Source organism: Streptomyces fagopyri (assembly GCF_009498275.1).
Lineage (GTDB): Bacteria > Actinomycetota > Actinomycetes > Streptomycetales > Streptomycetaceae > Streptomyces > Streptomyces fagopyri.
Genome location: NZ_CP045643.1, coordinates 4,039,522 through 4,065,787, shown reverse-complemented (window position 1 = coordinate 4,065,787; position 26,266 = coordinate 4,039,522). Strand labels below are relative to the sequence as shown.

Annotated in this window: 20 protein-coding genes and 1 tRNA gene; 19 read left to right on the top strand and 2 right to left on the bottom strand. The window is 68.1% G+C overall.

Features of this window, described 5'->3' with window-relative positions; all coding sequences use genetic code 11:
- The first annotated feature begins 41 nt into the window (after window positions 1-41).
- From GFH48_RS17370 to GFH48_RS17355, 4 genes are all read left to right on the top strand, one after another.
- On the top strand, window positions 42-620 hold the full coding sequence (locus GFH48_RS17370) for a TetR/AcrR family transcriptional regulator (RefSeq protein ID WP_194280604.1): 579 nt from the start codon (window positions 42-44) through the stop codon (window positions 618-620).
- A gap of 99 nt (window positions 621-719) precedes the next feature.
- The gene (locus GFH48_RS17365; RefSeq protein ID WP_153289142.1) at window positions 720-2,177 is read left to right on the top strand and encodes a DHA2 family efflux MFS transporter permease subunit; all 1,458 of its coding nucleotides are present in this window, start codon (window positions 720-722) and stop codon (window positions 2,175-2,177) included.
- Window positions 2,178-2,337: 160 nt separating this feature from the next.
- The gene (locus tag GFH48_RS17360) at window positions 2,338-3,393 is read left to right on the top strand and encodes a UDP-N-acetylmuramate dehydrogenase (RefSeq protein WP_153289141.1); all 1,056 of its coding nucleotides are present in this window, start codon (window positions 2,338-2,340) and stop codon (window positions 3,391-3,393) included.
- Window positions 3,394-3,547: 154 nt separating this feature from the next.
- On the top strand, window positions 3,548-4,267 hold the full coding sequence (locus GFH48_RS17355) for a hypothetical protein (RefSeq protein ID WP_153289140.1): 720 nt from the start codon (window positions 3,548-3,550) through the stop codon (window positions 4,265-4,267).
- Here the strand turns inward: GFH48_RS17355 and GFH48_RS17350 are convergent.
- Together GFH48_RS17350 and GFH48_RS17345 are read right to left on the bottom strand one after the other, a co-directional pair.
- Window positions 4,212-5,252, bottom strand: coding sequence for an adenosine deaminase (locus GFH48_RS17350; protein WP_153289139.1), 1,041 nt, complete (start codon window positions 5,250-5,252; stop codon window positions 4,212-4,214). The two genes, GFH48_RS17355 and GFH48_RS17350, sit on opposite strands and share 56 nt — an antisense overlap.
- Window positions 5,253-5,484: 232 nt before the next feature.
- Window positions 5,485-6,711: a pyridoxal phosphate-dependent aminotransferase gene (locus GFH48_RS17345; protein WP_153289138.1), complete on the bottom strand. Its 1,227-nt coding sequence runs from the start codon at window positions 6,709-6,711 to the stop codon at window positions 5,485-5,487.
- A 249-nt stretch (window positions 6,712-6,960) separates the two neighbouring features.
- Between GFH48_RS17345 and GFH48_RS17340 the strand changes: the two genes are divergently transcribed.
- The 15 genes from GFH48_RS17340 to fusA all read left to right on the top strand — a co-directional run bounded on the left by GFH48_RS17340 (window position 6,961) and on the right by fusA (window position 26,126).
- Window positions 6,961-7,033: transfer RNA gene (locus tag GFH48_RS17340), tRNA-Trp, on the top strand.
- A 109-nt stretch (window positions 7,034-7,142) separates the two neighbouring features.
- Entirely contained in the window at window positions 7,143-7,424 is a 282-nt protein-coding gene (gene secE, locus GFH48_RS17335; protein WP_153289137.1) for a preprotein translocase subunit SecE, read from the top strand.
- Window positions 7,425-7,501: 77 nt separating this feature from the next.
- Window positions 7,502-8,371, top strand: coding sequence for a transcription termination/antitermination protein NusG (gene nusG, locus GFH48_RS17330; protein ID WP_153289136.1), 870 nt, complete (start codon window positions 7,502-7,504; stop codon window positions 8,369-8,371).
- 168 nt (window positions 8,372-8,539) lie between these two features.
- On the top strand, window positions 8,540-8,974 hold the full coding sequence (rplK, locus tag GFH48_RS17325) for a 50S ribosomal protein L11 (RefSeq protein ID WP_006383482.1): 435 nt from the start codon (window positions 8,540-8,542) through the stop codon (window positions 8,972-8,974).
- Between the two features lie 105 nt (window positions 8,975-9,079).
- On the top strand, window positions 9,080-9,805 hold the full coding sequence (gene rplA / locus GFH48_RS17320; protein WP_153289135.1) for a 50S ribosomal protein L1: 726 nt from the start codon (window positions 9,080-9,082) through the stop codon (window positions 9,803-9,805).
- 167 nt (window positions 9,806-9,972) lie between these two features.
- Window positions 9,973-10,872, top strand: a complete 900-nt coding sequence (locus tag GFH48_RS17315; protein WP_153289134.1) for a LolA-like protein — start codon at window positions 9,973-9,975, stop codon at window positions 10,870-10,872.
- Between the two features lie 120 nt (window positions 10,873-10,992).
- Window positions 10,993-11,838, top strand: a complete 846-nt coding sequence (locus GFH48_RS17310) for a LolA-like protein (protein ID WP_194280603.1) — start codon at window positions 10,993-10,995, stop codon at window positions 11,836-11,838.
- Window positions 11,839-12,129: 291 nt separating this feature from the next.
- Entirely contained in the window at window positions 12,130-12,660 is a 531-nt protein-coding gene (gene rplJ, locus GFH48_RS17305; protein WP_153289132.1) for a 50S ribosomal protein L10, read from the top strand.
- A gap of 110 nt (window positions 12,661-12,770) precedes the next feature.
- Window positions 12,771-13,151, top strand: coding sequence for a 50S ribosomal protein L7/L12 (rplL, locus tag GFH48_RS17300; protein ID WP_153289131.1), 381 nt, complete (start codon window positions 12,771-12,773; stop codon window positions 13,149-13,151).
- Between the two features lie 641 nt (window positions 13,152-13,792).
- Window positions 13,793-17,278, top strand: a complete 3,486-nt coding sequence (gene rpoB / locus GFH48_RS17295) for a DNA-directed RNA polymerase subunit beta (RefSeq protein ID WP_153289130.1) — start codon at window positions 13,793-13,795, stop codon at window positions 17,276-17,278.
- Between the two features lie 111 nt (window positions 17,279-17,389).
- Window positions 17,390-21,289, top strand: coding sequence for a DNA-directed RNA polymerase subunit beta' (locus GFH48_RS17290; RefSeq protein ID WP_153289129.1), 3,900 nt, complete (start codon window positions 17,390-17,392; stop codon window positions 21,287-21,289).
- A gap of 154 nt (window positions 21,290-21,443) precedes the next feature.
- Window positions 21,444-21,965 (top strand): DUF1707 and DUF4190 domain-containing protein, encoded by a 522-nt coding sequence (locus GFH48_RS17285; protein ID WP_228120651.1) that lies wholly within the window; start codon window positions 21,444-21,446, stop codon window positions 21,963-21,965.
- Window positions 21,966-23,112: 1,147 nt separating this feature from the next.
- Window positions 23,113-23,484 (top strand): 30S ribosomal protein S12, encoded by a 372-nt coding sequence (gene rpsL, locus GFH48_RS17280; RefSeq protein WP_003948652.1) that lies wholly within the window; start codon window positions 23,113-23,115, stop codon window positions 23,482-23,484.
- Between the two features lie 2 nt (window positions 23,485-23,486).
- Window positions 23,487-23,957, top strand: coding sequence for a 30S ribosomal protein S7 (gene rpsG / locus GFH48_RS17275; protein ID WP_003992340.1), 471 nt, complete (start codon window positions 23,487-23,489; stop codon window positions 23,955-23,957).
- A gap of 39 nt (window positions 23,958-23,996) precedes the next feature.
- Window positions 23,997-26,126: an elongation factor G gene (gene fusA / locus GFH48_RS17270; RefSeq protein WP_153289128.1), complete on the top strand. Its 2,130-nt coding sequence runs from the start codon at window positions 23,997-23,999 to the stop codon at window positions 26,124-26,126.
- Window positions 26,127-26,266 lie beyond the last annotated feature (140 nt).

The window sequence follows — 26,266 nt, the reverse complement described above, 5'->3', positions numbered from 1 at the left end:
CCCTCTTGACTTAGTTAGTGATTGAGTACTAACTTTCTCGCATGGTCAGGATGAGCGCAGAGGACAGGCGCGAAAGCGTCATCCGCGCGGCGATCGGCGAGTTCGCCCGCGGCGGCTACTACGGCACCTCCACCGAGGCGATCGCCAAGCGCGTGGGCGTCTCGCAGCCGTACCTCTTCCGGCTCTTCCCGGGCAAGAGGGCGATCTTCCTCGCGGCGGCCGAACGCTGCCTGGAGGACATCCGCCGCACCTTCGAGGAGGCCTCCGAGGGGCTGGAGGGCGAGGAAGCCCTGTACGCCATGGCGACCGCGTACGCACGGGTCATCGCGGAGCACCCGGAGCGACTGCTCATGCAGATGCAGACGTACACCGCGGTGGCGGCGGCCGAGGAGGCCGGCGACCGGGAGTTCGGCGAGGCGGTACGGGGCGGCTGGACGCGGATGTGGGACACGGTCCATCTGCCGCTCGGTGCCGACGTGGGGGAGACGACGAACTTCCTGGCGTACGGCATGCTCATCAACTGCTTCGTGGCCATGGGGTTTCCGGCCGGCCACCGGGTCTGGGAAGGGATCTATCCGGAGGTGCGGGTGGCCGGGCGCGCCGGGGTTTCGGGCGGATAGGCGTTCATCGGGAAGGCGGCGGGTGCCGCCTTTTTCATGGGCGTGAAAGTTAGTCATCAATAACTAATCACCATGGGTGAATCACTCATAGGGGGAGCGATGTCACAGCAGACAGCACGGCGCGGGGGAGCCACCTGGGCCCTCGTCATCACCAGCGTCGCCGGATTCATGGCGGCCCTCGACAACCTCGTCGTCACGACCGCCCTGCCCTCCATCCGCAAGGACCTCGGGGGAGCGCTGGACGACCTGGAATGGACCGTGAGCGCGTACACGCTCACCTTCGCCGTCCTGCTGATGTTCGGCGCGGCGCTGGGCGACCGCTTCGGCCGCCGCCGGCTCTTCCTCGTCGGCCTCTCCGTCTTCACCGGCGCCTCCGCGGCCGCGGCCATGGCACCCGGAATCGACTCCCTGATCGCGGCCCGCGCGGTCCAGGGCGTCGGCGCCGCCATCATGATGCCGCTGACGCTGACCCTGCTGACGGCCGCGGTGCCGGCCGCCAGGCGCGGGATGGCGTACGGGATCTGGGGCGCCGTGAACGGACTCGCGGTCGCCTCCGGGCCCCTGATCGGCGGCAGCCTCACCGAACACGTGTCCTGGCACTGGATCTTCTGGCTGAACGTTCCGCTGGGCCTCGCCCTCCTCCCGCTCGCCCGGCTGCGTCTGGCCGAGTCCCACGGCGCCGGTGCCCGGCTCGACATCCCCGGCACCCTGCTCGCCAGCGGCGGCCTCTTCGGAATCGTGTACGGCCTGGTCCGCGGGCCCGCCGACGGCTGGACCAGCCCGGTCGTACTGACCGGCCTGCTCGCCGGCGCCGCGCTGCTCGCCGCCTTCGTCCTGCACGGCATCCGGGCGAAGAACCCGATGCTGCCGATGCGGCTCTTCCGCTCCCGCGCCTTCGCCGGGATCAACGCCGCGAGCCTGCTGATGTTCCTCGGGATGTTCGGCTCGATCTTCCTGCTCAGCCAGTACATGCAGGGCGTCCTCGGCTACTCGCCCACCGAGGCGGGTCTGCGGATGCTGCCCTGGACCGGTATGCCGATGCTCGTCGCGCCGATCGCCGGCTACCTCTCCGACCGCGTCGGCGGACGCCCGGTGGTCGCCACCGGGCTCTTCCTCCAGGCCGTTGGACTCGCCTACTACGCCGTGGTGCTCGCCGCCGACGTCTCGTACGCCGAGCAGTTGCCCGCCCTGATCATCAGCGGTATCGGAATGTCCCTGTACTTCGCCCCGGCGTCCAACCTGGTCATGTCCAGCGTCCGTCCGCAGGAGCAGGGCATCGCCTCCGGAGCCAACAACGCGCTGCGTGAGGTGGGCGGCGCGCTCGGCATCGCGGTGATGTCGTCGATCTTCTCGGCGCAGGGCGGCTACGAGACCGCGAAGACCTTCGTGGACGGTCTGCGGCCCGCGCTGGTGGTGGGCTCCGCGATGGTCGCCCTGGCGGGAGTCGCGGTGCTGCTCATCCCCTCGGCACGGCGTGCGGCGCGGTCGGAGACCGTGGCCGGGGGCCCGGCCCCCGCTCTCACCCCGGTCCCGGCCCTGGAGACGGCCTCCCGCTGAGCCGCCTGACCGCCTCCCGTACGACACGGAACGGCCCCGCCACCGCGGCGGGGCCGTTCGCACGCCGCCGGCCGCCGGCCGCCGACCGCCAGCAGCGAGGGGGCAGTCACCCGCGGTACCGCGGGCCGGGAGCCCCGGGCCTTCTCGTAGTCTTGGGCCCGTGCAGGAACTCCACGACGCCCCGCTCGCCCCGTTGACCACCTTCCGGCTCGGTGGGCCCGCGACCCGGCTGATCACCGCCACGACCGACGCCGAGGTGATCGCCGCCGTCCGCGAGGCCGACGACACCGGTACCCCACTGCTGCTGATCGGCGGCGGATCGAACCTGGTCATCGGCGACAAGGGCTTCGCCGGAACGGCCCTGCGCATCGCGACGAGCGGATTCGCGCTCGACGGGACGAGGCTGGAGCTCGCCGCGGGAGAGGTGTGGAGCGACGCGGTCGCCCGCACCGTCGAGGCGGGACTCGCGGGCATCGAGTGCCTCGCCGGCATCCCGGGTTCCGCGGGCGCGACCCCGATCCAGAACGTGGGCGCGTACGGCCAGGAAGTGTCGTCGACCATCACCGAAGTGGTCGCGTACGACCGGAAGACGCGCGAGACGGTCACGCTCACCAACACCGACTGTGCCTTCTCCTACCGCCACAGCCGCTTCAAGTCCGACCCCGAACGTCATGTCGTGCTGCGCGTCCGTTTCGAGCTGGAGGACGCGGGGGGGCTGTCGGCGCCGGTCAAGTACGCCGAGACGGCCCGCGCGCTGGGCGTGGAGGCCGGGGACCGTGTACCCCTCGCCGCCGCCCGCGAGACCGTCCTGAAGCTGCGCTCCGGCAAGGGCATGGTGCTCGACCCCGAGGACCACGACACCTGGTCCGCAGGCTCGTTCTTCACCAACCCGATCCTCACGGACGAGGAGTTCGCCGCGTTCCACGCGCGCGTGGCGCGGCGGCTCGGCTCCGACGTCGTGCCGCCCGCCTATCCGGCGGGCGAAGGACACACCAAGACGTCCGCGGCCTGGCTGATCGACAAGTCCGGGTTCACCAAGGGGTACGGCTCCGGGCCCGCGCGGATCTCCACCAAGCACACGCTGGCTCTCACCAACCGCGGCCGGGCCACCACCGAGGACCTCCTCGCGCTGGCTCGGGAGGTCGTCACCGGGGTGCGTGACGCCTTCGGGATCACCCTGGTCAACGAACCGGTGACGGTCGGCGTGCGCCTCTAGAGACGCACGCTTCCAGAGGCACGCGCCTCCGCGGCTGCGGCTGCGGGCGCCGAGCCCGGAGAGGACCGGGCGGAATCTCCGTTGCCGACGAGCCCTCGTGACGGTCACCCTGAAGCCATGAGGCTTTCCGCATGACCTTCCCGGAGTGGTGTCCGTGCGACTGAGGTTGACCGAGCACGCACCCCGTGTCGGCCCCCGCACGCACCGGATCGTCCAGCCACGGCCGGCCCTTCGGCACACCACGCTCAGTGACCCGTTCGAGGGCTGGGGCTACCTGGTGGGCGACCACGACGGGCTCTCCCGGCTCGCCGCCCTGTTCTCGTTCGCCGCGTTCTCCCCGCACACGATCGTGTACGTCCCGCTGCGGCGGAGCGTTCCCCGGCAGTACGCGCCCGGAGTGCCCGTCGACCTCGTCCTCGCCCACCGGTCACCCGGCCTGAGGGCCTCCGCCTGGCCGGAGCTGCGCCGTCGGCTGCGTACGGGCAGCCCGCTCACCGTCCGCACGGACGAGCGGCGCGTCGCGGCCCGCGCGGCCGCCTGGGAGGCGCGCTGGGAGCAGCGATGGGACCGCCCGGAGGCCCGGGACCGGATCAGCCCGGCCGTGCACGCGGGGACGCTCTTCCTGCTCGGCGCCCGTGACAGCTTCGCCTCGGCCGCCACGGGGCTGGAGACCGCCGCCGGTTTCGGTCCGCTCGGAAAGCGGGCCGCCAAGGGGCAGGACGTCCTGGTGGCTTCCCTCACCCGGCACCTGTCGCCGCGCGGGGGCGACCGCACGGAGCTGGACATCGGCTTCCAGGCCTATCCGCCCTACGGCCACTTCAGGCGCCCGGGGCGGTCAGCCAGTCGTCGATCCCGGCCAGCAGCTTCCCCTTGACGTCCTGGGGGGCCGCCGAGCCCCGTACGGACTGGCGGGCCAGTTCGGCCAGCTCGGCGTCCGTGAAGCCGTGGTGGTGGCGCGCCAGCTCGTACTGGGCGGCGAGCCGCGAGCCGAACAGGAGCGGGTCGTCGGCGCCGAGCGCCATCGGGACCCCGGCTTCGAAGAGTGTGCGCAGGGGGATGTCCTCCGCCTTCTCGTACACGCCCAGGGCCACGTTCGACGCCGGGCACACCTCACAGGTGATCCCACGCTCAGCGAGCCGCTTGAGCAGCCGCGGGTCCTCGGCTGCCCGCACTCCGTGCCCGACCCGGGTGGCGTGCAGGTCGTCGAGACAGTCGCGGACGGAGGCCGGGCCGGTCAGTTCGCCGCCGTGCGGCGCGGACAGCAGCCCGCCCTCGCGCGCGATCGCGAAGGCCCGGTCGAAGTCGCGCGCCATGCCGCGCCGTTCGTCGTTCGACAGCCCGAAGCCGACGACGCCCCGGTCCGCGTAGCGCACCGCGAGCCGGGCCAGTGTGCGGGCGTCCAGCGGGTGCTTCATACGGTTCGCGGCCACCAGGACCCGCATCCCGATGCCGGTCTCGCGCACGGCGGAGTCCACCGCGTCCAGGATGATCTCCAGCGCCGGGATGAGCCCGCCCAGGCGGGGCGCGTACGACGTCGGGTCGACCTGGATCTCCAGCCACCCGGAGCCGTCCCTGATGTCCTCCTCCGCGGCCTCGCGCACCAGTCGCCGGATGTCGTCGGGCTCTCTGAGGCAGGACCGTGCCGCGTCGTACAGCCGCTGGAAGCGGAACCAGCCGCGCTCGTCGGTGGCCCGCAGTTTCGGCGGTTCGCCGCTGGTCAGGGCGTCGGTCAGGGCTTCGGGCAACCGGACGCCGTACTTGTCGGCCAGTTCCAGCAGGGTGGTCGGCCGCATCGAACCGGTGAAGTGCAGGTGCAGATGGGCTTTCGGCAGTTCAGAGAGATCACGTACGCGCTCCATTCCAGGATCCTGCCGCACGTCCGGGCCGTCCCGGTAGCGCTTTCCCCTTTAGTGGTCTTGCTCGCACGAAGAAGCGGGCCGTCTCCCCGGGGGGAAACGGCCCGCACACGCGCGTGGAGCGCGAAAACTCTGGAACCAGTGGAACAGGCGACGCCGGTGACATCCCTGGAAGCGGCGGTGGCCGCCGCGACGCGCTCGGCGTCCCCGAGGACGCGCGAGAGCGTCCGGGAGGTCAGTCCTGCGCCTCGGCCAGCAGCTTCTGGATCCGGCTGACGCCCTCGACGAGGTCCTCGTCACCCAGGGCGTACGACAGCCGCAGATACCCCGGCGTGCCGAAGGCCTCGCCCGGGACGACCGCGACCTCGGCCTCCTCCAGGATGAGCGCGGCGAGCTCCACCGTGTCCCGGGGGCGCCTGCCGCGGATCTCCTTGCCGAGCACGGCCTTGACCGAGGGGTACGCGTAGAAGGCGCCCTCGGGCTCGGGGCACAGGACGCCCTCGATCTCGTTGAGCATCCGCACGATGGTCTTGCGGCGGCGGTCGAAGGCCTCGCGCATCTCGGCCACGGCCGTCAGGTCGCCGGAGACGGCGGCCAGGGCGGCGACCTGGGCCACGTTGGACACGTTCGAGGTGGCGTGCGACTGGAGGTTGGTCGCGGCCTTGATGACGTCCTTGGGGCCGATGACCCAGCCCACGCGCCAGCCGGTCATGGCGTACGTCTTCGCCACGCCGTTGACGACGATGCACTTGTCGGCGAGCTCGGGCACCACCACGGGCAGGGAGTGGAACTCGGCGTCGCCGTAGACCAGGTGCTCGTAGATCTCGTCGGTCAGGACCCAGAGGCCCTTGCCGGCGGCCCAGCGGCCGATCTCCTCGATCTGCTCGCGGGTGTAGACCGCGCCCGTCGGGTTGGACGGGGACACGAAGAGCAGCACCTTGGTGTGCTCGGTGCGGGCGGCCTCCAGCTGCTCGACCGACACGCGGTAGCCGGTGGTCTCGTCGGCGACCACCTCGACCGGGACACCGCCGGCGAGACGGATGGACTCCGGGTAGGTCGTCCAGTAGGGAGCCGGGACGATGACCTCGTCGCCCGGGTCGAGGATGGCGGCGAAGGCCTCGTAGATGGCCTGCTTGCCGCCGTTGGTCACCAGGACCTGGGCGGCCTCCACCTCGTAGCCGGAGTCGCGCAGGGTCTTGGCGGCGATGGCGGCCTTCAGCTCGGGGAGGCCGCCGGCCGGCGTGTAGCGGTGGTACTTCGGGTTGGAGCAGGCCTCGATGGCGGCCTGGACGATGTAGTCCGGGGTCGGGAAGTCGGGCTCACCGGCGCCGAAGCCGATCACCGGCCGCCCGGCGGCCTTGAGGGCCTTGGCCTTGGCGTCCACGGCGAGAGTGGCGGACTCGGAGATCGCGCCGACTCGGGCGGAGACCCGGCGCTCGGTGGGAGGGGTTGCAGCGCTCATGGGGCCCATCGTTTCAGACCGGAAACGCCCCCGGCACGCGGGTTTCACAGACTGAACAGCGTGGGAACACCAGTCCGGACGCGCGCGGCCCGGCAGTCGATCTCCGACGGACAAAGCCCGTACGGACACTTTCTGTTCGACGACCGGCCCCGGACCACGTACACTCTCACCTCGTTGGCCTTCACGGCCCGCACCCACCGTGCGCACAGCGAGCACTCGGTCGGATGCGGTACGTTGGGGGAAAACCAAAGGGTCGTAGCTCAATTGGTAGAGCACTGGTCTCCAAAACCAGCGGTTGGGGGTTCAAGTCCCTCCGGCCCTGCTACACACTCCTTCGCCAGGATGTGTGCACGCATGTACGTACTGCAATGCACCGCCGTGCGGCTCAACCGGGCGCGACGCGGCCACGACCCGGAATCAGGTGAGGACGAGTGACGGACGCCGTGGGCTCCATCGACATGCCTGATGCCGAGGCGCCTGAGTCCAAGAAGAAGGCTCGCAAGGGTGGTAAGCGTGCCAAGAAGGGCCCGCTGAAGCGCCTCGCCACCTTCTATCGCCAGATCGTCGCGGAGCTCCGCAAGGTCGTCTGGCCGACTCGCAATCAGCTGACGACGTACACCACAGTGGTGATCGTTTTCGTCGTCATCATGATCGGCCTGGTGACCGTGATTGACTACGGGCTCAACCACGCCGCCAAGTACGTCTTCGGCTGAGCCGAGAGCGAAGGGCGCCGTCACCGGCGCCCCTTTCGCGCGTTCCACCCCCATGTATCCAGGAAGAAGCAGCCACCGTGTCTGACCCGAACCTGAACGACGCCAGCGAGTCGGTCGAGTCCGTTGACGACGAGCTCGACATCGTCGAGGGAGCGGACGTCGTGGACGAGTTCGAGGCTGCCGATGCCGCCGCCGGCGAGCCCGCCGAGGAAACGGCCCTGCACGTCGAGGACGAGTCCGGTGAGGACGTCGAGGACGAGGACGTCCCCGAGGACGCTCTCGCCGAGGACGAGGACGCCGATGAGGCGGAGGCCGAGCCGGCCGAGCCCGTCGACCCCGTGCAGGCCCTCCGTGAGGAGCTCCGCACCCTCCCCGGCGAGTGGTACGTCATCCACACCTACGCCGGTTACGAGAACCGCGTGAAGACCAACCTCGAACAGCGTGCCGTCTCGCTGAACGTCGAGGACTTCATCTTCCAGGCCGAGGTGCCGCAGGAAGAGGTCGCGCAGATCAAGAACGGCGAGCGCAAGACCGTTCGCCAGAACAAGCTCCCCGGCTACGTGCTGGTGCGCATGGATCTGACGAACGAGTCCTGGGGCGTCGTCCGCAACACTCCAGGCGTGACCGGCTTCGTGGGCAACGCCTACGACCCGTACCCGCTGACCCTGGACGAGATCGTCAAGATGCTCGCTCCGGAGGCCGAGGAGAAGGCCGCGCGTGAGGCCGCCGAGGCCGAGGGCAAGCCCGCTCCGCAGCGCAAGCTCGAGGTCCAGGTGCTGGACTTCGAGGTCGGCGACTCGGTCACCGTCACCGACGGTCCGTTCGCCACGCTGCAGGCGACCATCAACGAGATCAACGCCGACTCGAAGAAGGTCAAGGGCCTCGTCGAGATCTTCGGCCGCGAGACCCCGGTCGAGCTTTCCTTCGACCAGATCCAGAAGAACTAGCGGCTTCTGGACGTACGTCTTCCGAACAGGTCAGACGGGCTCACGCAGCCCGTCTGACCTGCTCGGTTTTTGGCCCCGCATGGATACCCGTTATCGTTGTGCGGTATGCCTCCATCCGGATGAACCGGACGGAAGCTGAAAACTCTCACTAGGACCCGGAGAGAGCACATGCCTCCCAAGAAGAAGAAGGTCACGGGGCTCATCAAGCTCCAGATCAACGCCGGTGCGGCGAACCCGGCCCCGCCGGTCGGCCCCGCGCTCGGTCAGCACGGCGTCAACATCATGGAGTTCTGCAAGGCCTACAACGCCGCGACCGAGTCGCAGCGTGGCTGGGTGATCCCGGTGGAGATCACGGTCTACGAAGACCGTTCCTTCACCTTCATCACCAAGACTCCGCCGGCCGCCAAGATGATCCTCAAGGCCGCCGGTGTCGAGAAGGGCTCGGGCGAGCCGCACAAGACCAAGGTCGCCAAGATCACCCAGGCGCAGGTCCGTGAGATCGCCACGACCAAGCTTCCCGACCTGAACGCGAACGACCTGGACGCCGCGTCGAAGATCATCGCCGGCACCGCCCGTTCCATGGGCATCACGGTCGAGGGCTGACGCCCACCTTCGTAGGCCGCGCGGCGCGAGCCGCACATCGAGAACGACCGTGGCAGGGCCTGCTCGGCCCGTACCACGACTCCTCAGAACACATCAGGAGCAGTAGTGAGCAAGCGCAGCAAGTCTCTCCGCGCTGCGGACGCCAAGATCGACCGGGAGAAGCTCTACGCCCCGCTCGAGGCCGTCCGTCTCGCCAAGGAGACCTCCACGAGCAAGTACGACGGCACCGTCGAGGTCGCCTTCCGCCTGGGTGTCGACCCGCGCAAGGCCGACCAGATGGTCCGTGGCACCGTGAACCTGCCGCACGGCACCGGCAAGACTGCCCGGGTCCTGGTCTTCGCGACCGGTGACCGTGCTGCGGCCGCGGAGGCCGCGGGCGCCGACATCGTCGGCTCCGACGAACTGATCGACGAGGTCGCGAAGGGCCGTCTGGACTTCGACGCCGTCGTCGCCACCCCGGACCTCATGGGCAAGGTCGGCCGCCTCGGCCGCGTGCTCGGTCCCCGTGGTCTCATGCCGAACCCCAAGACCGGCACCGTGACCCCGGACGTCGCCAAGGCTGTCACCGAGATCAAGGGTGGCAAGATCGAGTTCCGCGTCGACAAGCACTCGAACCTGCACTTCATCATCGGCAAGGTGTCCTTCGACGACACCCAGCTGGTGGAGAACTACGGTGCGGCCCTCGACGAGATCCTCCGTCTGAAGCCGTCGGCCGCCAAGGGTCGCTACATCAAGAAGGCCGCCGTCAGCTCTTCGGTCGGCCCCGGCGTCCCCGTCGACCCCAACCGCACCCGCAACCTCCTCGTCGAGGAGGACCCGGCCGCCGTCTGAGCCCTCCGCTCACCCCGGTGACCGCGTCGCGTACGCGTTCTTGGTACGGGCCCCGCAACCTTTCGAGGTGCGGGGCCCGTCCTCATTCCTGGACACATATTCCGATACGGGTGTCAGTGGGCTGCGCTAGCGTGCAGCTCTCAGGATTCGCATAGGGGTGGGGACAGATGAAGAGCACGACCGTGCGCCGTGTGACCCTCGCGATCGCTCTGGTGAGCGCGCTGACGACAGTGGCCGCCTGCTCGCCGGGCTCGTCGGGGGGATCCGGCAAGGACGACAAGGCCGCTCACAAGAGCCCGACCCGTCTCAGCCCCGTAGCGGCGTTGCAGTCCGCCGAGAAGTCCACCGACGGCGCGGACTCGGCCAGGATCGAGTCGACGACGACCATGGGCACCCTGATGTCCATGAAGTCCGCCGGCGTCATGGGCTGGAGCGACGGCCTCACCGGCAATATGACGATCACCTACACCGGCGGCACGATGGCCGAGACCATGCGCAAGGTGGGCGCGACGTCCATGCAGGCCCGCTATCTGTCCGACGCCTACTACGCGAAGATGGGCGAGACCTTCGCCCGGCAGGCCGGCGGCAAGCACTGGATCAGGTACGCGTACGACGACCTGGCGCAGCTCGGGGGCGGCTCCGGAGCGTTCCTGAAGGACCAGATGCAGAACAACTCGCCGAACCAGTCGGTGAAGCTCCTGCTGGCCTCCGGTGACGTGAAGAAGGTCGGTGAGGAGAAGGTCCGCGGCAAGCAGACCACGCACTACGCGGGCACGGTGGACGCCTCGGACCTCGCCGCCAGGAGCTCTCACCTCTCCGCGGGCCAACTCGCCGACCTGAAGAAGCAGTTCACGCAGGCCGGCCTCACGACGGAGGACGTCGACATCTGGGTCGACGGCGACGACCTGCTCGTCAAGGCCGTCTCCAAGGGCGACCTCTCGACCGGCAGGATGTCCTCGACCACGTACTACAGCGACTACGGGGTGAAGGTCTCCAGCCAGGCGCCGCCGGCGAGCGACACGGCCGACTTCAAGGACCTGCTGAAGACGCGGGGCGCGGCCGGCTGAGGCAACGGGGATTCAAGAAAGCCAAAAGAATTGGCAAGACCACACGCACCCCCCTGGGCTACGCTCGCACCAAATCTGTAGATCGTTCATATGTTCCCTGGGGGGATCCTGATGCTTTCCGTGCGTGGTTCCGTGCGTCGTGGCGCGACGGGGGCGGCACTCGCCGCGCTCGTCCTCTCGGGCGGCGCCGTCGCCTGTGCGAAGGGTGACGAGTCGCCCGAGATGACGCCCGCGGCGGCCGTGGCCAAGGCGGCGAAGAACACGGAGGCCATCACCTCCGTCACCTACCGGATGACCGGCAAGGTCCCGGAGACCGGCCGCGTCGAGGCCGAGGCGGCGATGAGCATGAAGCCGCCGGCCATGAGCATGAAGATGAACGCTCTCGACAAGGGCGCCGACGGCAAGGTGGAGATCCGGGTCGTCGGCGGGGCGATGTATCTGGGCGGGGGAGAGGCCGCGGCCAAGGAGCTGGACGGCAAGAGCTGGATGAAGTTCGACGTCTCGGGCGCGACCAAGGACGCGTCCGCGGGTCCCGGCGCCGGCGGAGTGCCGAGCCAGGCCAACCAGGACCCGTCCCAGGAATCCACCTACCTGACCGGCTCCAAGGACGTGAAGAAGGTCGGCGCCGAGAAGGTCGACGGCGTACAGACCACGCACTACAAGGGCACGGTCACCCTCGACGCCCTCCGCGCCTCCTTCAAGAACGAGGACAAGGCGACGCGGGAGAAGCGCGAGAACAGCCTGAAGCAGTACGAGGACCTGGGGGCCGACAAGCTCACGATGGACATGTGGATCGGACCGGACGACCACACCAAGCAGGTACGGGTGCGCGCGGCCGCCGAAAAGGGTCCGCTCGACGTGACCGTGACCTTCCTGGACTACAACAAGCCGGTGACGGTGAAGGCCCCGCCGGCCAAGGACACCGTCGACCTGGCCGAGATGATGAAGGAGCTCAAGAAGAGCTGAACCCGGGCGCTGCCGAGCGGATTTGCTTGACAGCGCGCCCTTCACGTACTGTTCCCGAGAAGCCAAAGACCGCTGGTCGTCGCTTTGCGCTCGCAAGAGGGCAGGGCGGCCGAAGGATCCGCTGAAATTGCGGACGACCCGCGTAGGTGACCGTGGATGTGCTCCCGGAGTCCGCTTGCCCAGCTTGCGGACCAGCCGGTCGAGCTACGCCCCGTGCGCCTGCGCCGGGGCGTTTCGTTTGCCCAGCCCCTTCCGAGCGGTCCTCATCACCCGGAAGGAGGCCGACGCTCTATGGCAAGGCCCGACAAGGCTGCCGCGGTAGCCGAGCTCGCGGACCAGTTCCGCAGCTCGAACGCCGCCGTGCTGACCGAGTACCGGGGTCTCACCGTGGCGCAGCTCAAGACGCTGCGCCGTTCGCTCGGTGAAGACGCCCAGTACGCCGTGGTGAAGAACACGCTGACCAAGATTGCGGCCAACGAGGCCGGGATCTCCACGCTCGACGACCTGTTCAACGGTCCGACGGCGGTCGCCTTCATCACCGGTGACCCGGTGGTGTCGGCGAAGGGTCTTCGTGACTTCGCCAAGGACAACCCCAACCTCGTCATCAAGGGCGGTGTCCTTGACGGCAAGGCGCTGTCCGCCGACGAGATCAAGAAGCTTGCGGACCTCGAGTCCCGCGAGGTTCTGCTCGCCAAGCTGGCGGGTGCCTTCAAGGGCAAGCAGACGCAGACTGCTCGTCTCTTCCAGGCGCTGCCCTCGAAGTTCGTCCGCACCGCGGAGGCGCTTCGTGTCAAGCAGGCCGAGCAGGGCGGTGCCGAGTAATTCGGCTCGCGCATTGACCGCCGCCTGAGGCGACGGTCGCAGCGGGCCGAACGTACGCCCGCCTCACCAGTACATCCCGGCACCTGCCGAATGAGTGGAAGGACGCCATCATGGCGAAGCTGTCCCAGGAAGAGCTGCTCGCGCAGTTCGAGAACCTCACCCTCATCGAGCTCTCCGAGTTCGTGAAGGCCTTCGAGGAGAAGTTCGACGTCACCGCCGCCGCCGCGGTCGCCGTTGCCGGTCCGGCCGGCCCCGCCGCCGCTGAGGCCGTCGAGGAGCAGGACGAGTTCGACGTCATCCTCACGGGTGCCGGCGAGAAGAAGATCCAGGTCATCAAGGTCGTGCGTGAGCTCACCTCGCTGGGCCTGAAGGAGGCCAAGGACCTCGTCGACGGCGCTCCGAAGCCCGTCCTCGAGAAGGTCGCCAAGGAGGCCGCCGAGAAGGCCGCCGAGTCCCTCAAGGGCGCCGGCGCCTCCGTCGAGGTCAAGTAGTCCCAGGAGCCCGCTGAGGGCTCCCTCGCGAATCGCCGCAGTCGCCCGCGTGGCGCTGTAACGCTGACGCACCGAAGAGCGATCACCCAACTGGGTGGTCGCTCTTCGGCGTTCAGGGGGTCCGGCAGCGGCTGCCTTGCACTGCGGTTCGCGACGAGTATGGTGATCTTCGTTGTGCCTCCGGCCGAGCCCGTGACGGGCTGCAAGACGGGCTGCAAGACAGGGTGCACGTGACGATCGCGGCACTTGCTCATGGCATGGGGGGCCTTGACGAACCGCACGCAGCGCGCAATTCTCAGGACGCGTCGTCACAACGATCCGGATCCGAGGCATGGATCGGTGACGAAGAGGGCAGTATCGATGTGCATTGAGGGCGTGGCTTGCGGCAGGTGTTGAGAACGACGAAGAGGGTCTCAAGTAACCGGGACTGGACATCAGTGGGCCTAGTGGCTACACTGACCCTTTGCGCTGCCTGTTAGCTGCCTCCTGCCCGTCACCAGGGGCATGCCCTCGCTTGAGCACCGACGACCGGATTATCTCTGACCTGGCCTTTCAGGCCGAGTCGGGAACAGTCTGTCTCTGTGCCCCAGTGGGGGGCCGGTACGCGCGTAGTGAGTCCGAGCCCTCGGAAGGACCCCCTCTTGGCCGCCTCGCGCACTGCCTCGACCGCGAATACGAACAACGGCGCCAGCACCGCCCCGCTGCGCATCTCCTTTGCAAAGATCAAGGAGCCCCTCGAGGTTCCGAACCTTCTTGCGCTGCAAACCGAGAGCTTCGACTGGCTGCTCGGAAACGAAGCGTGGAAGGCTCGTGTCGAGGCGGCTCTGGACAGCGGACAGGACGTCCCCACGAAGTCCGGTCTGGAGGAGATCTTCGAGGAGATCTCCCCGATCGAGGACTTCTCCGGGTCGATGTCCCTGACGTTCCGCGACCACCGCTTCGAGCCCCCGAAGAACTCCATCGACGAGTGCAAGGACCGCGACTTCACGTACGCGGCCCCGCTCTTCGTCACCGCCGAGTTCACCAACAACGAGACCGGCGAGATCAAGTCCCAGACGGTCTTCATGGGCGACTTCCCGCTCATGACCAACAAGGGCACCTTCGTCATCAACGGCACCGAGCGTGTCGTGGTGTCCCAGCTGGTCCGCTCGCCGGGTGTCTACTTCGACTCCTCCATCGACAAGACGTCCGACAAGGACATCTTCTCCGCGAAGGTCATCCCCTCCCGGGGCGCCTGGCTGGAGATGGAGATCGACAAGCGCGACATGGTCGGTGTCCGCATCGACCGCAAGCGCAAGCAGTCCGTCACCGTTCTCCTGAAGGCTCTCGGCTGGACCACCGAGCAGATCCTCGAGGAGTTCGGCGAGTACGAGTCCATGCGCGCCACCCTGGAGAAGGACCACACCCAGGGCCAGGACGACGCGCTGCTCGACATCTACCGCAAGCTGCGTCCGGGTGAGCCCCCGACCCGTGAGGCCGCGCAGACGCTGCTCGAGAACCTCTACTTCAACCCGAAGCGCTACGACCTGGCCAAGGTCGGCCGCTACAAGGTCAACAAGAAGCTGGGCGGCGAGGCCCCGCTGGACGCCGGCATCCTGACCGTCGAGGACATCATCTCGTCGATCAAGTACCTGGTGAAGCTGCACGCCGGTGAGACCGAGACCGTTGGCGACAACGGCACCTCGATCGTCGTCGAGACCGACGACATCGACCACTTCGGCAACCGTCGTCTGCGCAACGTCGGCGAGCTCATCCAGAACCAGGTCCGCACGGGTCTGGCTCGTATGGAGCGCGTCGTGCGCGAGCGCATGACGACCCAGGACGTCGAGGCGATCACGCCGCAGACCCTGATCAACATCCGGCCGGTCGTCGCCTCCATCAAGGAGTTCTTCGGCACCAGCCAGCTGTCGCAGTTCATGGACCAGAACAACCCGCTGTCGGGTCTCACCCACAAGCGCCGTCTGTCGGCTCTTGGCCCGGGTGGTCTCTCCCGTGAGCGGGCCGGCTTCGAGGTCCGTGACGTGCACCCCTCGCACTACGGCCGCATGTGCCCGATCGAGACCCCTGAAGGCCCGAACATCGGTCTGATCGGCTCGCTCGCCTCCTACGGCCGGGTCAACGCGTTCGGTTTCGTCGAGACGCCGTACCGCAAGGTCACGGGCGGCATCGTCACCGACGACGTCGACTACCTGACGGCCGACGAAGAGGACCGGTTCGTCATCGCGCAGGCCAACGCGCCGCTGACCGACGAGCTCCGCTTCGAGGAGTCCCGCGTTCTGGTCCGCCGTCGTGGCGGAGAGGTCGACTACGTCCCCGGTGAGGACGTCGACTACATGGACGTCTCGCCGCGCCAGATGGTGTCGGTCGCGACCGCGATGATCCCGTTCCTGGAGCACGACGACGCCAACCGTGCCCTCATGGGCGCGAACATGATGCGCCAGGCCGTTCCGCTCATCAAGTCCGAGGCACCGCTCGTCGGCACCGGCATGGAGTACCGCTGCGCCGTCGACGCCGGCGACGTGCTCAAGTCGGAGAAGGACGGTGTGGTCCAGGAGGTCTCCGCGGACTACGTCACCACCGCCAACGACGACGGCACGTACACCACGTACCGCCTGCACAAGTTCTCCCGCTCCAACCAGGGCACGTCCGTCAACCAGAAGGTTGTCGTCGACGAGGGCGCCCGGGTCATCGCCGGCCAGGTTCTGGCCGACGGCCCGGCGACCGAGAACGGCGAGATGGCGCTCGGCAAGAACCTGCTCGTGGCGTTCATGCCGTGGGAGGGTCACAACTACGAGGACGCGATCATCCTGTCGCAGCGCCTCGTGCAGGACGACGTCCTCTCCTCGATCCACATCGAGGAGCACGAGGTCGACGCCCGTGACACCAAGCTCGGCCCCGAGGAGATCACCCGGGACATCCCGAACGTCTCCGAGGAGGTCCTCGCCGACCTCGACGAGCGCGGCATCATCCGTATCGGTGCCGAGGTCGTCGCCGGCGACATCCTCGTCGGCAAGGTCACGCCCAAGGGCGAGACCGAGCTGACCCCCGAGGAGCGTCTGCTCCGCGCGATCTTCGGTGAGAAGGCGCGCGAGGTGCGCGACACCTCGCTGAAGGTGCCGCACGGCGAGATCGGCAAGGTCATCGGCGTCCGCGTCTTCGACCGTGAAGAGGGCGACGAGCTGCCGCCGGGCGTGAACCAGCTGGTTCGTGTCTACGTGGCGCAGAAGCGCAAGATCACGGACGGTGACAAGCTCGCCGGCCGCCACGGCAACAAGGGCGTCATCTCGAAGATCCTGCCGATCGAGGACATGCCGTTCCTGGAGGACGGCACCCCGGTCGACATCATCCTCAACCCCCTCGGTGTCCCGTCCCGAATGAACCCGGGACAGGTCCTGGAGATCCACCTCGGCTGGCTCGCCAGCCGCGGCTGGGACGTCTCCGGACTCGGCGAGGAATGGGCGCAGCGCCTGCAGGCCATCGGCGCCGACCAGGTCGTCCCGGGCACCAACGTCGCCACCCCCGTCTTCGACGGTGCGCGTGAGGACGAGCTCGCGGGTCTGCTGCAGCACACGATCCCGAACCGTGACGGCGAGCGCATGGTGCTCCCGACCGGCAAGGCGCCGCTGTTCGACGGCCGCTCCGGCGAGCCGTTCCCGGAGCCGATCTCGGTCGGCTACATGTACATCCTCAAGCTCCACCACCTGGTCGACGACAAGCTGCACGCCCGCTCGACCGGTCCGTACTCGATGATCACCCAGCAGCCGCTGGGTGGTAAGGCCCAGTTCGGTGGCCAGCGCTTCGGTGAGATGGAGGTGTGGGCGCTGGAGGCGTACGGCGCCGCTTACGCCCTCCAGGAACTGCTGACCATCAAGTCCGACGACGTGACCGGCCGCGTGAAGGTCTACGAGGCCATCGTCAAGGGCGAGAACATCCCCGAGCCCGGCATCCCCGAGTCCTTCAAGGTGCTCATCAAGGAGATGCAGTCTCTCTGCCTCAACGTGGAGGTGCTGTCCAGCGACGGTATGTCCATCGAAATGCGTGACACCGACGAGGACGTCTTCCGCGCGGCGGAGGAGCTCGGCATCGACCTGTCCCGGCGCGAGCCGAGCAGCGTCGAAGAGGTCTGACGGGAGTCCGGATCCGGGGGCTCGACGACGAACGTCGATGAGCCCCCGGCCGGCCCCAGGACCCCCGTATCAGACCCCATGACTTACAACCCTGAGAGGGATTGACGCATAGTGCTCGACGTCAACTTCTTCGATGAGCTCCGGATCGGTCTGGCCACCGCTGACGACATCCGTCAGTGGAGCCACGGCGAGGTCAAGAAGCCCGAGACCATCAACTACCGCACCCTCAAGCCCGAAAAGGACGGACTCTTCTGCGAGAAGATCTTCGGTCCGACCCGGGACTGGGAGTGCTACTGCGGCAAGTACAAGCGCGTCCGCTTCAAGGGCATCATCTGTGAGCGCTGTGGCGTCGAGGTCACTCGCGCCAAGGTGCGCCGTGAGCGGATGGGCCACATCGAGCTGGCCGCTCCCGTCACCCACATCTGGTACTTCAAGGGCGTTCCGTCGCGTCTTGGCTACCTGCTCGACCTCGCCCCGAAGGACCTCGAGAAGGTCATCTACTTCGCGGCGTACATGATCACGTACGTCGACGACGAGCGCCGCACCCGCGACCTGCCCTCGCTGGAGGCCCACGTCTCCGTCGAGCGCCAGCAGATCGAGAACCGCCGCGACGCCGACCTCGAAGCCCGCGCCAAGAAGCTCGAGACCGACCTGGCCGAGCTGGAGGCCGAGGGCGCCAAGGCCGACGTGCGCCGCAAGGTGCGCGAGGGTGCCGAGCGTGAGATGAAGCAGCTGCGCGACCGTGCGCAGCGCGAGATCGACCGTCTCGACGAGGTGTGGACCCGCTTCAAGAACCTCAAGGTCCAGGACCTGGAGGGCGACGAGCTCCTCTACCGCGAGCTGCGTGACCGCTTCGGCACGTACTTCGACGGTTCGATGGGTGCCGCGGCGCTGCAGAAGCGCCTGGAGTCCTTCGACCTCGACGAGGAGGCCGAGCGCCTCCGCGAGATCATCCGCACCGGCAAGGGCCAGAAGAAGACCCGTGCGCTCAAGCGCCTCAAGGTCGTCTCCGCGTTCCTGCAGACCAGCAACAGCCCCAAGGGCATGGTGCTCGACTGCGTGCCGGTCATCCCGCCGGACCTGCGTCCGATGGTGCAGCTGGACGGTGGCCGCTTCGCGACCTCCGACCTGAACGACCTGTACCGCCGCGTGATCAACCGCAACAACCGCCTGAAGCGCCTTCTCGACCTCGGTGCCCCCGAGATCATCGTGAACAACGAGAAGCGCATGCTCCAGGAGGCCGTCGACGCGCTCTTCGACAACGGCCGTCGTGGTCGCCCGGTCACGGGCCCCGGCAACCGTCCGCTGAAGTCGCTGTCCGACATGCTCAAGGGCAAGCAGGGTCGATTCCGTCAGAACCTGCTCGGCAAGCGTGTGGACTACTCCGCGCGTTCCGTGATCGTCGTCGGTCCGCAGCTGAAGCTGCACCAGTGCGGTCTGCCGAAGGCCATGGCGCTGGAGCTCTTCAAGCCGTTCGTGATGAAGCGCCTGGTCGACCTGAACCACGCGCAGAACATCAAGAGCGCCAAGCGGATGGTCGAGCGCGGCCGCACGGTCGTGTACGACGTCCTGGAAGAGGTCATCGCCGAGCACCCGGTTCTGCTGAACCGTGCGCCGACGCTGCACCGCCTCGGCATCCAGGCCTTCGAGCCGCAGCTGGTCGAGGGCAAGGCCATCCAGATCCACCCGCTCGTCTGCACCGCGTTCAACGCGGACTTCGACGGTGACCAGATGGCCGTCCACCTGCCCCTGTCCGCAGAGGCGCAGGCCGAGGCCCGCATCCTGATGCTGTCCTCGAACAACATCCTCAAGCCCGCCGACGGCCGCCCGGTCACGATGCCGACCCAGGACATGGTCCTCGGTCTGTTCTTCCTGACCACGGACGGCGAGCTGCGGGACGTCAAGGGCGAGGGGCGCGCGTTCGGCTCCACGGCCGAGGCGACCATGGCGTTCGACGCCGGGGAGCTCGCGCTCCAGTCGGCCGTCGACATCCGCTTCCCGGTGGGCACCATCCCGCCGCGCGGCTGGACCCCGCCGGCGCAGGAGGAGGGCGAGCCCGAGTGGCAGCAGGGTGACACCTTCCGCCTCCGTACGACCCTGGGCCGCGCGCTCTTCAACGAGCTGCTGCCCGAGGACTACCCGTTCGTCGACTACTCGGTGGGCAAGAAGCAGCTCGGAGAGATCGTCAACGACCTCGCCGAGCGCTACCCCAAGGTCATCGTGGCGGCGACGCTCGACAACCTGAAGGCGGCCGGCTTCTACTGGGGCACCCGCTCCGGCGTCACCGTGGCCATCTCCGACATCGTCGTTCCCGAGGCGAAGAAGGAGATCGTCAAGGGCTACGAGGCGCAGGACGAGAAGGTCCAGAAGCAGTACGAGCGCGGTCTGATCACCAAGGACGAGCGCACGCAGGAGCTCATCGCGATCTGGACCAAGGCGACCAACGAGGTCGCCGAGGCGATGAACGCGAACTTCCCGAAGACGAACCCCATCTTCATGATGGTCGACTCGGGTGCCCGCGGAAACATGATGCAGATGCGTCAGATCGCCGGTATGCGTGGTCTGGTGTCGAACGCCAAGAACGAGACGATCCCGCGTCCGATCAAGGCCTCCTTCCGTGAGGGCCTGTCGGTGCTGGAGTACTTCATCTCGACCCACGGTGCTCGTAAGGGTCTGGCGGACACCGCTCTGCGTACCGCCGACTCGGGTTACCTCACCCGTCGTCTGGTCGACGTCTCCCAGGACGTCATCATCCGCGAGGAGGACTGCGGCACCGACCGCGGCCTCAAGCTGCACATCGCGGAGCGCGGCGCGGACGGCGTGCTGCGCAAGGCGGAGAACGTCGAGACCAGCGTGTACGCCCGTGCGCTGGCCGAGGACATCACCGTCGACGGCAAGGTGCTGGCCCCGGCCAACACCGACCTCGGCGACGTCCTCATCGACGAGCTGGTCAAGCACGGCATCGAGGAGGTCAAGACCCGTTCGGTCCTGACCTGCGAGTCCGCCGTCGGTACCTGCGCCATGTGCTACGGCCGTTCGCTGGCCACCGGCAAGCTGGTCGACATCGGTGAGGCGGTCGGCATCATCGCCGCCCAGTCCATCGGTGAGCCCGGTACCCAGCTGACGATGCGTACCTTCCACACCGGTGGTGTGGCCGGTGACGACATCACCCAGGGTCTGCCCCGTGTCGTCGAGCTCTTCGAGGCTCGTACGCCCAAGGGTGTCGCCCCGATCTCGGAGGCGGCCGGCCGCGTCCGTATCGAGGAGACCGAGAAGACCAAGAAGATCGTCGTCACCCCGGACGACGGCAGCGACGAGACGGCGTTCCCGATCTCGAAGCGTGCCAAGGTCATGGTGCGTGAGGGTGACCACGTCGAGGTGGGCCAGAAGCTCACCTTCGGTGCCACCAACCCGCACGACGTGCTGCGGATCCTCGGTCAGCGCGCGGTCCAGGTCCACCTGGTCGGCGAGGTCCAGAAGGTCTACAACTCGCAGGGTGTGTCGATCCACGACAAGCACATCGAGATCATCATCCGGCAGATGCTGCGCCGGGTGACGATCATCGAGTCGGGTGACGCGGAGCTGCTGCCCGGCGAGCTGGTCGAGCGTTCGAAGTTCGAGACCGAGAACCGTCGTGTGGTGCAGGAAGGCGGCCACCCGGCCTCCGGCCGTCCGCAGCTGATGGGTATCACCAAGGCCTCGCTGGCGACCGAGTCGTGGCTGTCGGCGGCGTCCTTCCAGGAGACGACCAGGGTTCTGACGGACGCGGCGATCAACGCCAAGTCCGACTCCCTGATCGGCCTCAAGGAGAACGTCATCATCGGTAAGCTCATCCCGGCCGGTACGGGCCTGTCCCGTTACCGCAACATCCGGGTCGAGCCGACCGAAGAGGCCAAGGCCGCGATGTACTCGGCCGTCGGCTACGACGACATCGACTACTCGCCGTTCGGCACGGGCTCCGGCCAGGCCGTTCCGCTGGAGGACTACGACTACGGTCCGTACAACCAGTAAGGCGTACGTCAACTGACGGGCGGTCACCCTTCGTGGGTGGCCGCCCGTCGGCGTTCTCCGGCCCGGTACGGCGGTACGGACCTCCTGCGGGAACCCGTGCCGGAAATGCCACGTTGGAGGATGATGGAGGGATCCGTCTGGGGGGAGGCATTCCGTGTCGTACCCGACGCCGTGGCAGCCGTGGCAGGGGCAGGGCGGGCCGTCGATGCTCGCGTCGCACGCCGACCGGGAGCGGGCGGTGGATGTACTCAGAGCGGGCTTCGGCGAAGGCCGCCTGGAGCAGGACGAGTTCGAGAAACGCGTCGCGCGGGCGTACGCGGCCCGGACGGTGGGTGAGCTGGCCGTGCTCGTCGGCGACCTGCCGCAGGGTCCCGTACCGCTGACGGCCGGCCCCGGGGTCCTCGTCCCGCAGACGTTCCTGCCGGCGCCGCGTCCGGCGACCAACGGGAAGGCGGTCGGCGCGATGGTCTGCGGGCTGCTCACCGTGGTGACGCTCGGCGCCACCGGCATTCCCGCGGTGGTCCTCGGCCACTCGGCGCGCTCCGAGATGCGCCGAACCGGCGAGAGCGGTGAGGGACTCGCGACGACCGGTCTCGTCCTGGGCTGGCTGTCGGTCGCGGGCTGGGCACTGTTCCTGATGCTTGCCATGATCGCCGCGGTGGCGTCCGGGGGCTGAACGGCGGGCCCCGTCCGCCGGGAGCCGGCGGGCGGGGGATCGGGTCGGACCCGGCGCTGGCGCCCGCCCCGATCCCGGCCGCGACGCTGGACCTGGACCTGGACGTGGTCCCGGTCCCGGTTGCGGTCCCGGCCCCGGTCTCCGCTGCGGCCCCGGACCTGGCTCCCGCTCCGATCTCAATCCCTGCCCCGATCCCTGCCCCGATCCCGGCCACGGGCCGTCAGCCGGGCGGCTGGAGATACGGCTGGCTGGAGGCGGCGCGGGGGCCTGGGTCCGGGGCGGGTGGTGCGGGGCCTTCAGCGGGTCTCCGCTCCGCGACTCCCGGTTCCTCGGGTGCGGGTGGTCGGGCCGGGGCTGTCGTACCCGCGGCGGCCGGCAGGCCCGGGGCCCCGGGCGCGACGGGTCCGGCCGGCGGGCCGGCGGGCCGGGAACGCCCGGGTGAGGGGCCGGAGGCGCCGGTGGGGGCATGAGCGGGGGCTCCGGGGTGTACGGCTGCGGGGACGGCCAGGTGGGGCCTCCAGGAGCCCCGTACGGGCCGCCCACCGGTCTTGGCCGGGGGCAGGTGTACGGAAGCCGTCGCCGGGCCTGTCCGCCCTGTTGTACGTCCCGTACGGCCCGTAGGACCGCGACGCGGCGGAACCTGCTGAGGGAGCGGGTGCCGGAGCGGGTATGGGGGCGGGCGTCGGTGCCGGGTGGCCGTCGGGGCCCGCGGCCCGCGCCGTGGGCTCGTGAAAGCGCAAGACCGCGAAGCCCGAAAGGACGCGATCCGGCCAGGACGCGCGGCCCGTGTCCCGGGTTCCGGCGGTCGCGGCGCGGTCCCCCGTGCGACGCCCGCGGTGCCCCGGACAGGTCGTAGCGGGCGTCGCGGGAGGGCCCGGCCGAGGGGGTGGGAAGTCCGGCGTGTCGCCCTGGACAGCATTTGTTTTGACCGAAGTCCGTGAGGTAGGTACGCTCAGACCTTGTGCCTGGGGTGTGCCCTGGCTCGCGTGCGTGCCTTCAAACCGCAAGGCGAGCCGTAACCGGCCACCGTAATCTGCGCCCTTTTCGCCTCGCGGCGGGAATCTGCAGTATTCGACACACCCGACCGCGTGGGTCGGTGGCGTTCCAGGTTAGCTTCACCATTCGGCACACAGAAACCGGAGAAGTAGTGCCTACGATCCAGCAGCTGGTCCGGAAGGGCCGGCAGGACAAGGTCGAGAAGAACAAGACGCCCGCACTCGAGGGTTCGCCCCAGCGTCGTGGCGTCTGCACGCGCGTGTTCACGACCACCCCGAAGAAGCCGAACTCGGCCCTGCGTAAGGTCGCGCGTGTGCGTCTGACCAGCGGGATCGAAGTCACCGCTTACATTCCGGGTGAGGGACACAACCTGCAGGAGCACTCCATCGTGCTCGTGCGCGGCGGCCGTGTGAAGGACCTGCCGGGTGTTCGCTACAAGATCATCCGAGGTTCGCTTGACACCCAGGGTGTCAAGAACCGCAAGCAGGCCCGCAGCCGCTACGGCGCCAAGAAGGAGAAGTAAGAATGCCTCGTAAGGGCCCCGCCCCGAAGCGCCCGGTCATCATCGACCCGGTCTACGGTTCTCCTCTTGTCACCTCGCTGATCAACAAGGTGCTGCTGAACGGCAAGCGCTCCACCGCCGAGCGCATCGTCTACGGCGCCATGGAGGGTCTGCGTGAGAAGACGGGCAACGACCCGATCATCACGCTGAAGCGCGCGCTTGAGAACATCAAGCCGACCCTCGAGGTCAAGTCCCGCCGCGTCGGTGGTGCGACGTACCAGGTTCCGATCGAGGTCAAGCCCGGTCGTGCCAACACGCTCGCGCTGCGCTGGCTCGTCGGTTACTCCCGCGCCCGTCGCGAGAAGACCATGACCGAGCGTCTGCTCAACGAACTTCTCGACGCGTCCAACGGCCTCGGCGCCGCTGTGAAGAAGCGCGAGGACACCCACAAGATGGCCGAGTCCAACAAGGCCTTCGCGCACTACCGCTGGTAGTCGCTACCCACATCGAGACCGAGAGAAGACCGAAGCCTTATGGCTACCACTTCACTTGACCTGGCCAGGGTCCGCAACATCGGGATCATGGCCCACATCGACGCGGGCAAGACGACCACCACCGAGCGGATCCTCTTCTACACCGGCGTCAGCTACAAGATCGGTGAGGTCCACGACGGCGCCGCCACCATGGACTGGATGGAGCAGGAGCAGGAGCGTGGCATCACGATCACCTCTGCTGCCACCACCTGTCACTGGCCGCTTGAGGACAACGACTACACGATCAACATCATCGACACCCCGGGTCACGTCGACTTCACGGTCGAGGTGGAGCGTTCGCTCCGCGTCCTCGACGGTGCCGTCACGGTGTTCGACGGTGTCGCCGGTGTCGAGCCGCAGTCCGAGACGGTGTGGCGTCAGGCCGACCGTTACGGCGTGCCGCGCATCTGCTTCGTGAACAAGCTGGACCGTACCGGCGCCGAGTTCCACCGCTGCGTGGACATGATCAAGGACCGGCTCGGTGCCGTTCCGATCATCATGCAGCTGCCGATCGGTGCCGAGATGGACTTCAAGGGCGTTGTGGACCTGGTCCGCATGAAGGCGCTCGTGTGGTCCGCCGAGGCTGCCAAGGGCGAGATGTACGACGTCGTCGACATCCCGGCCACGCACGCCGAGGCTGCCGAGGAGTACCGCGGCAAGCTGGTCGAGACCGTCGCCGAGCACGACGACGAGATCATGGAGCTGTTCCTGGAGGGCCAGGAGCCCACCGAGGAGCAGCTGTACGCCGCGATCCGTCGCATCACCATCGCGTCCGGCAAGGGTGACGGCGTCACCGTCACCCCGGTGTTCTGTGGCACCGCGTTCAAGAACAAGGGCGTCCAGCCCCTGCTCGACGCGGTCGTGCGCTACCTGCCGACCCCGCTTGACGTCGAGGCCATCGAGGGCCACGACGTGAAGGACCCCGAGGTCGTTGTCAAGCGCAAGCCGTCCGTGGACGAGCCGCTGTCCGCGCTCGCGTTCAAGATCATGAGCGACCCGCACCTGGGCAAGCTCACCTTCGTCCGGGTCTACTCGGGCCGCCTGGAGACTGGCACCGCGGTGCTGAACTCCGTCAAGGGCAAGAAGGAGCGCATCGGCAAGATCTACCGCATGCACGCGAACAAGCGTGAGGAGATCGAGGCGGTGGGCGCCGGCGACATCGTCGCCGTCATGGGCCTGAAGCAGACCACCACCGGTGAGACGCTGTCGGACGACAAGAACCCGGTCATCCTGGAGTCCATGGACTTCCCGGCGCCGGTCATTCAGGTCGCCATCGAGCCCAAGTCCAAGGGTGACCAGGAGAAGCTGGGTGTCGCCATCCAGCGTCTCGCGGAGGAGGACCCCTCCTTCCACGTTCACTCGGACGAGGAGACGGGCCAGACCATCCTCGGCGGTATGGGCGAGCTGCACCTCGAGGTGCTGGTCGACCGTATGAAGCGTGAGTTCAGGGTCGAGGCCAACGTCGGCAAGCCGCAGGTCGCCTACCGTGAGACGATCCGCAAGACCGTCGAGCGTCACGACTACACCCACAAGAAGCAGACCGGTGGTACCGGTCAGTTCGCCAAGGTGCAGATCGCGATCGAGCCCATCACCGAGACCGATGGTCCGGCGTACGAGTTCGTGAACAAGGTCACCGGTGGCCGTATCCCGCGGGAGTACATCCCCTCGGTGGACGCCGGTGCGCAGGAGGCCATGCAGTTCGGCATCCTGGCCGGCTACGAGATGACGGGCGTCCGCGTCACGCTTCTCGACGGCGGCTACCACGAGGTCGACTCCTCCGAGCTCGCGTTCAAGATCGCCGGTTCGCAGGCGTTCAAGGAGGCCGCGCGCAAGGCGTCCCCCGTGCTTCTCGAGCCGATGATGGCCGTCGAGGTCACCACGCCCGAGGAGTCGATGGGTGATGTCATCGGCGACCTCAACTCCCGCCGTGGCCAGATCCAGGCCATGGAGGAGCGCAGCGGCGCCCGTGTCGTGAAGGGCCTCGTGCCCCTCTCGGAGATGTTCGGCTACGTCGGCGACCTCCGCAGCAAGACGTCGGGTCGCGCAAGCTACTCGATGCAGTTCGACTCCTACGCCGAGGTTCCCCGGAACGTCGCCGAGGAGATCATCGCGAAGGCCAAGGGCGAGTAACACACCCCGTTTACACGCTTTAGGCTTGACACCGACCGCCGGGGCTCACCCGGGAGGGCACAACCCCGGCGGGCGGCATCCCAGCAAAGATCACCTGGCGCCGATGAGTAAGGCGTACCAGAACCACTCCACAGGAGGAC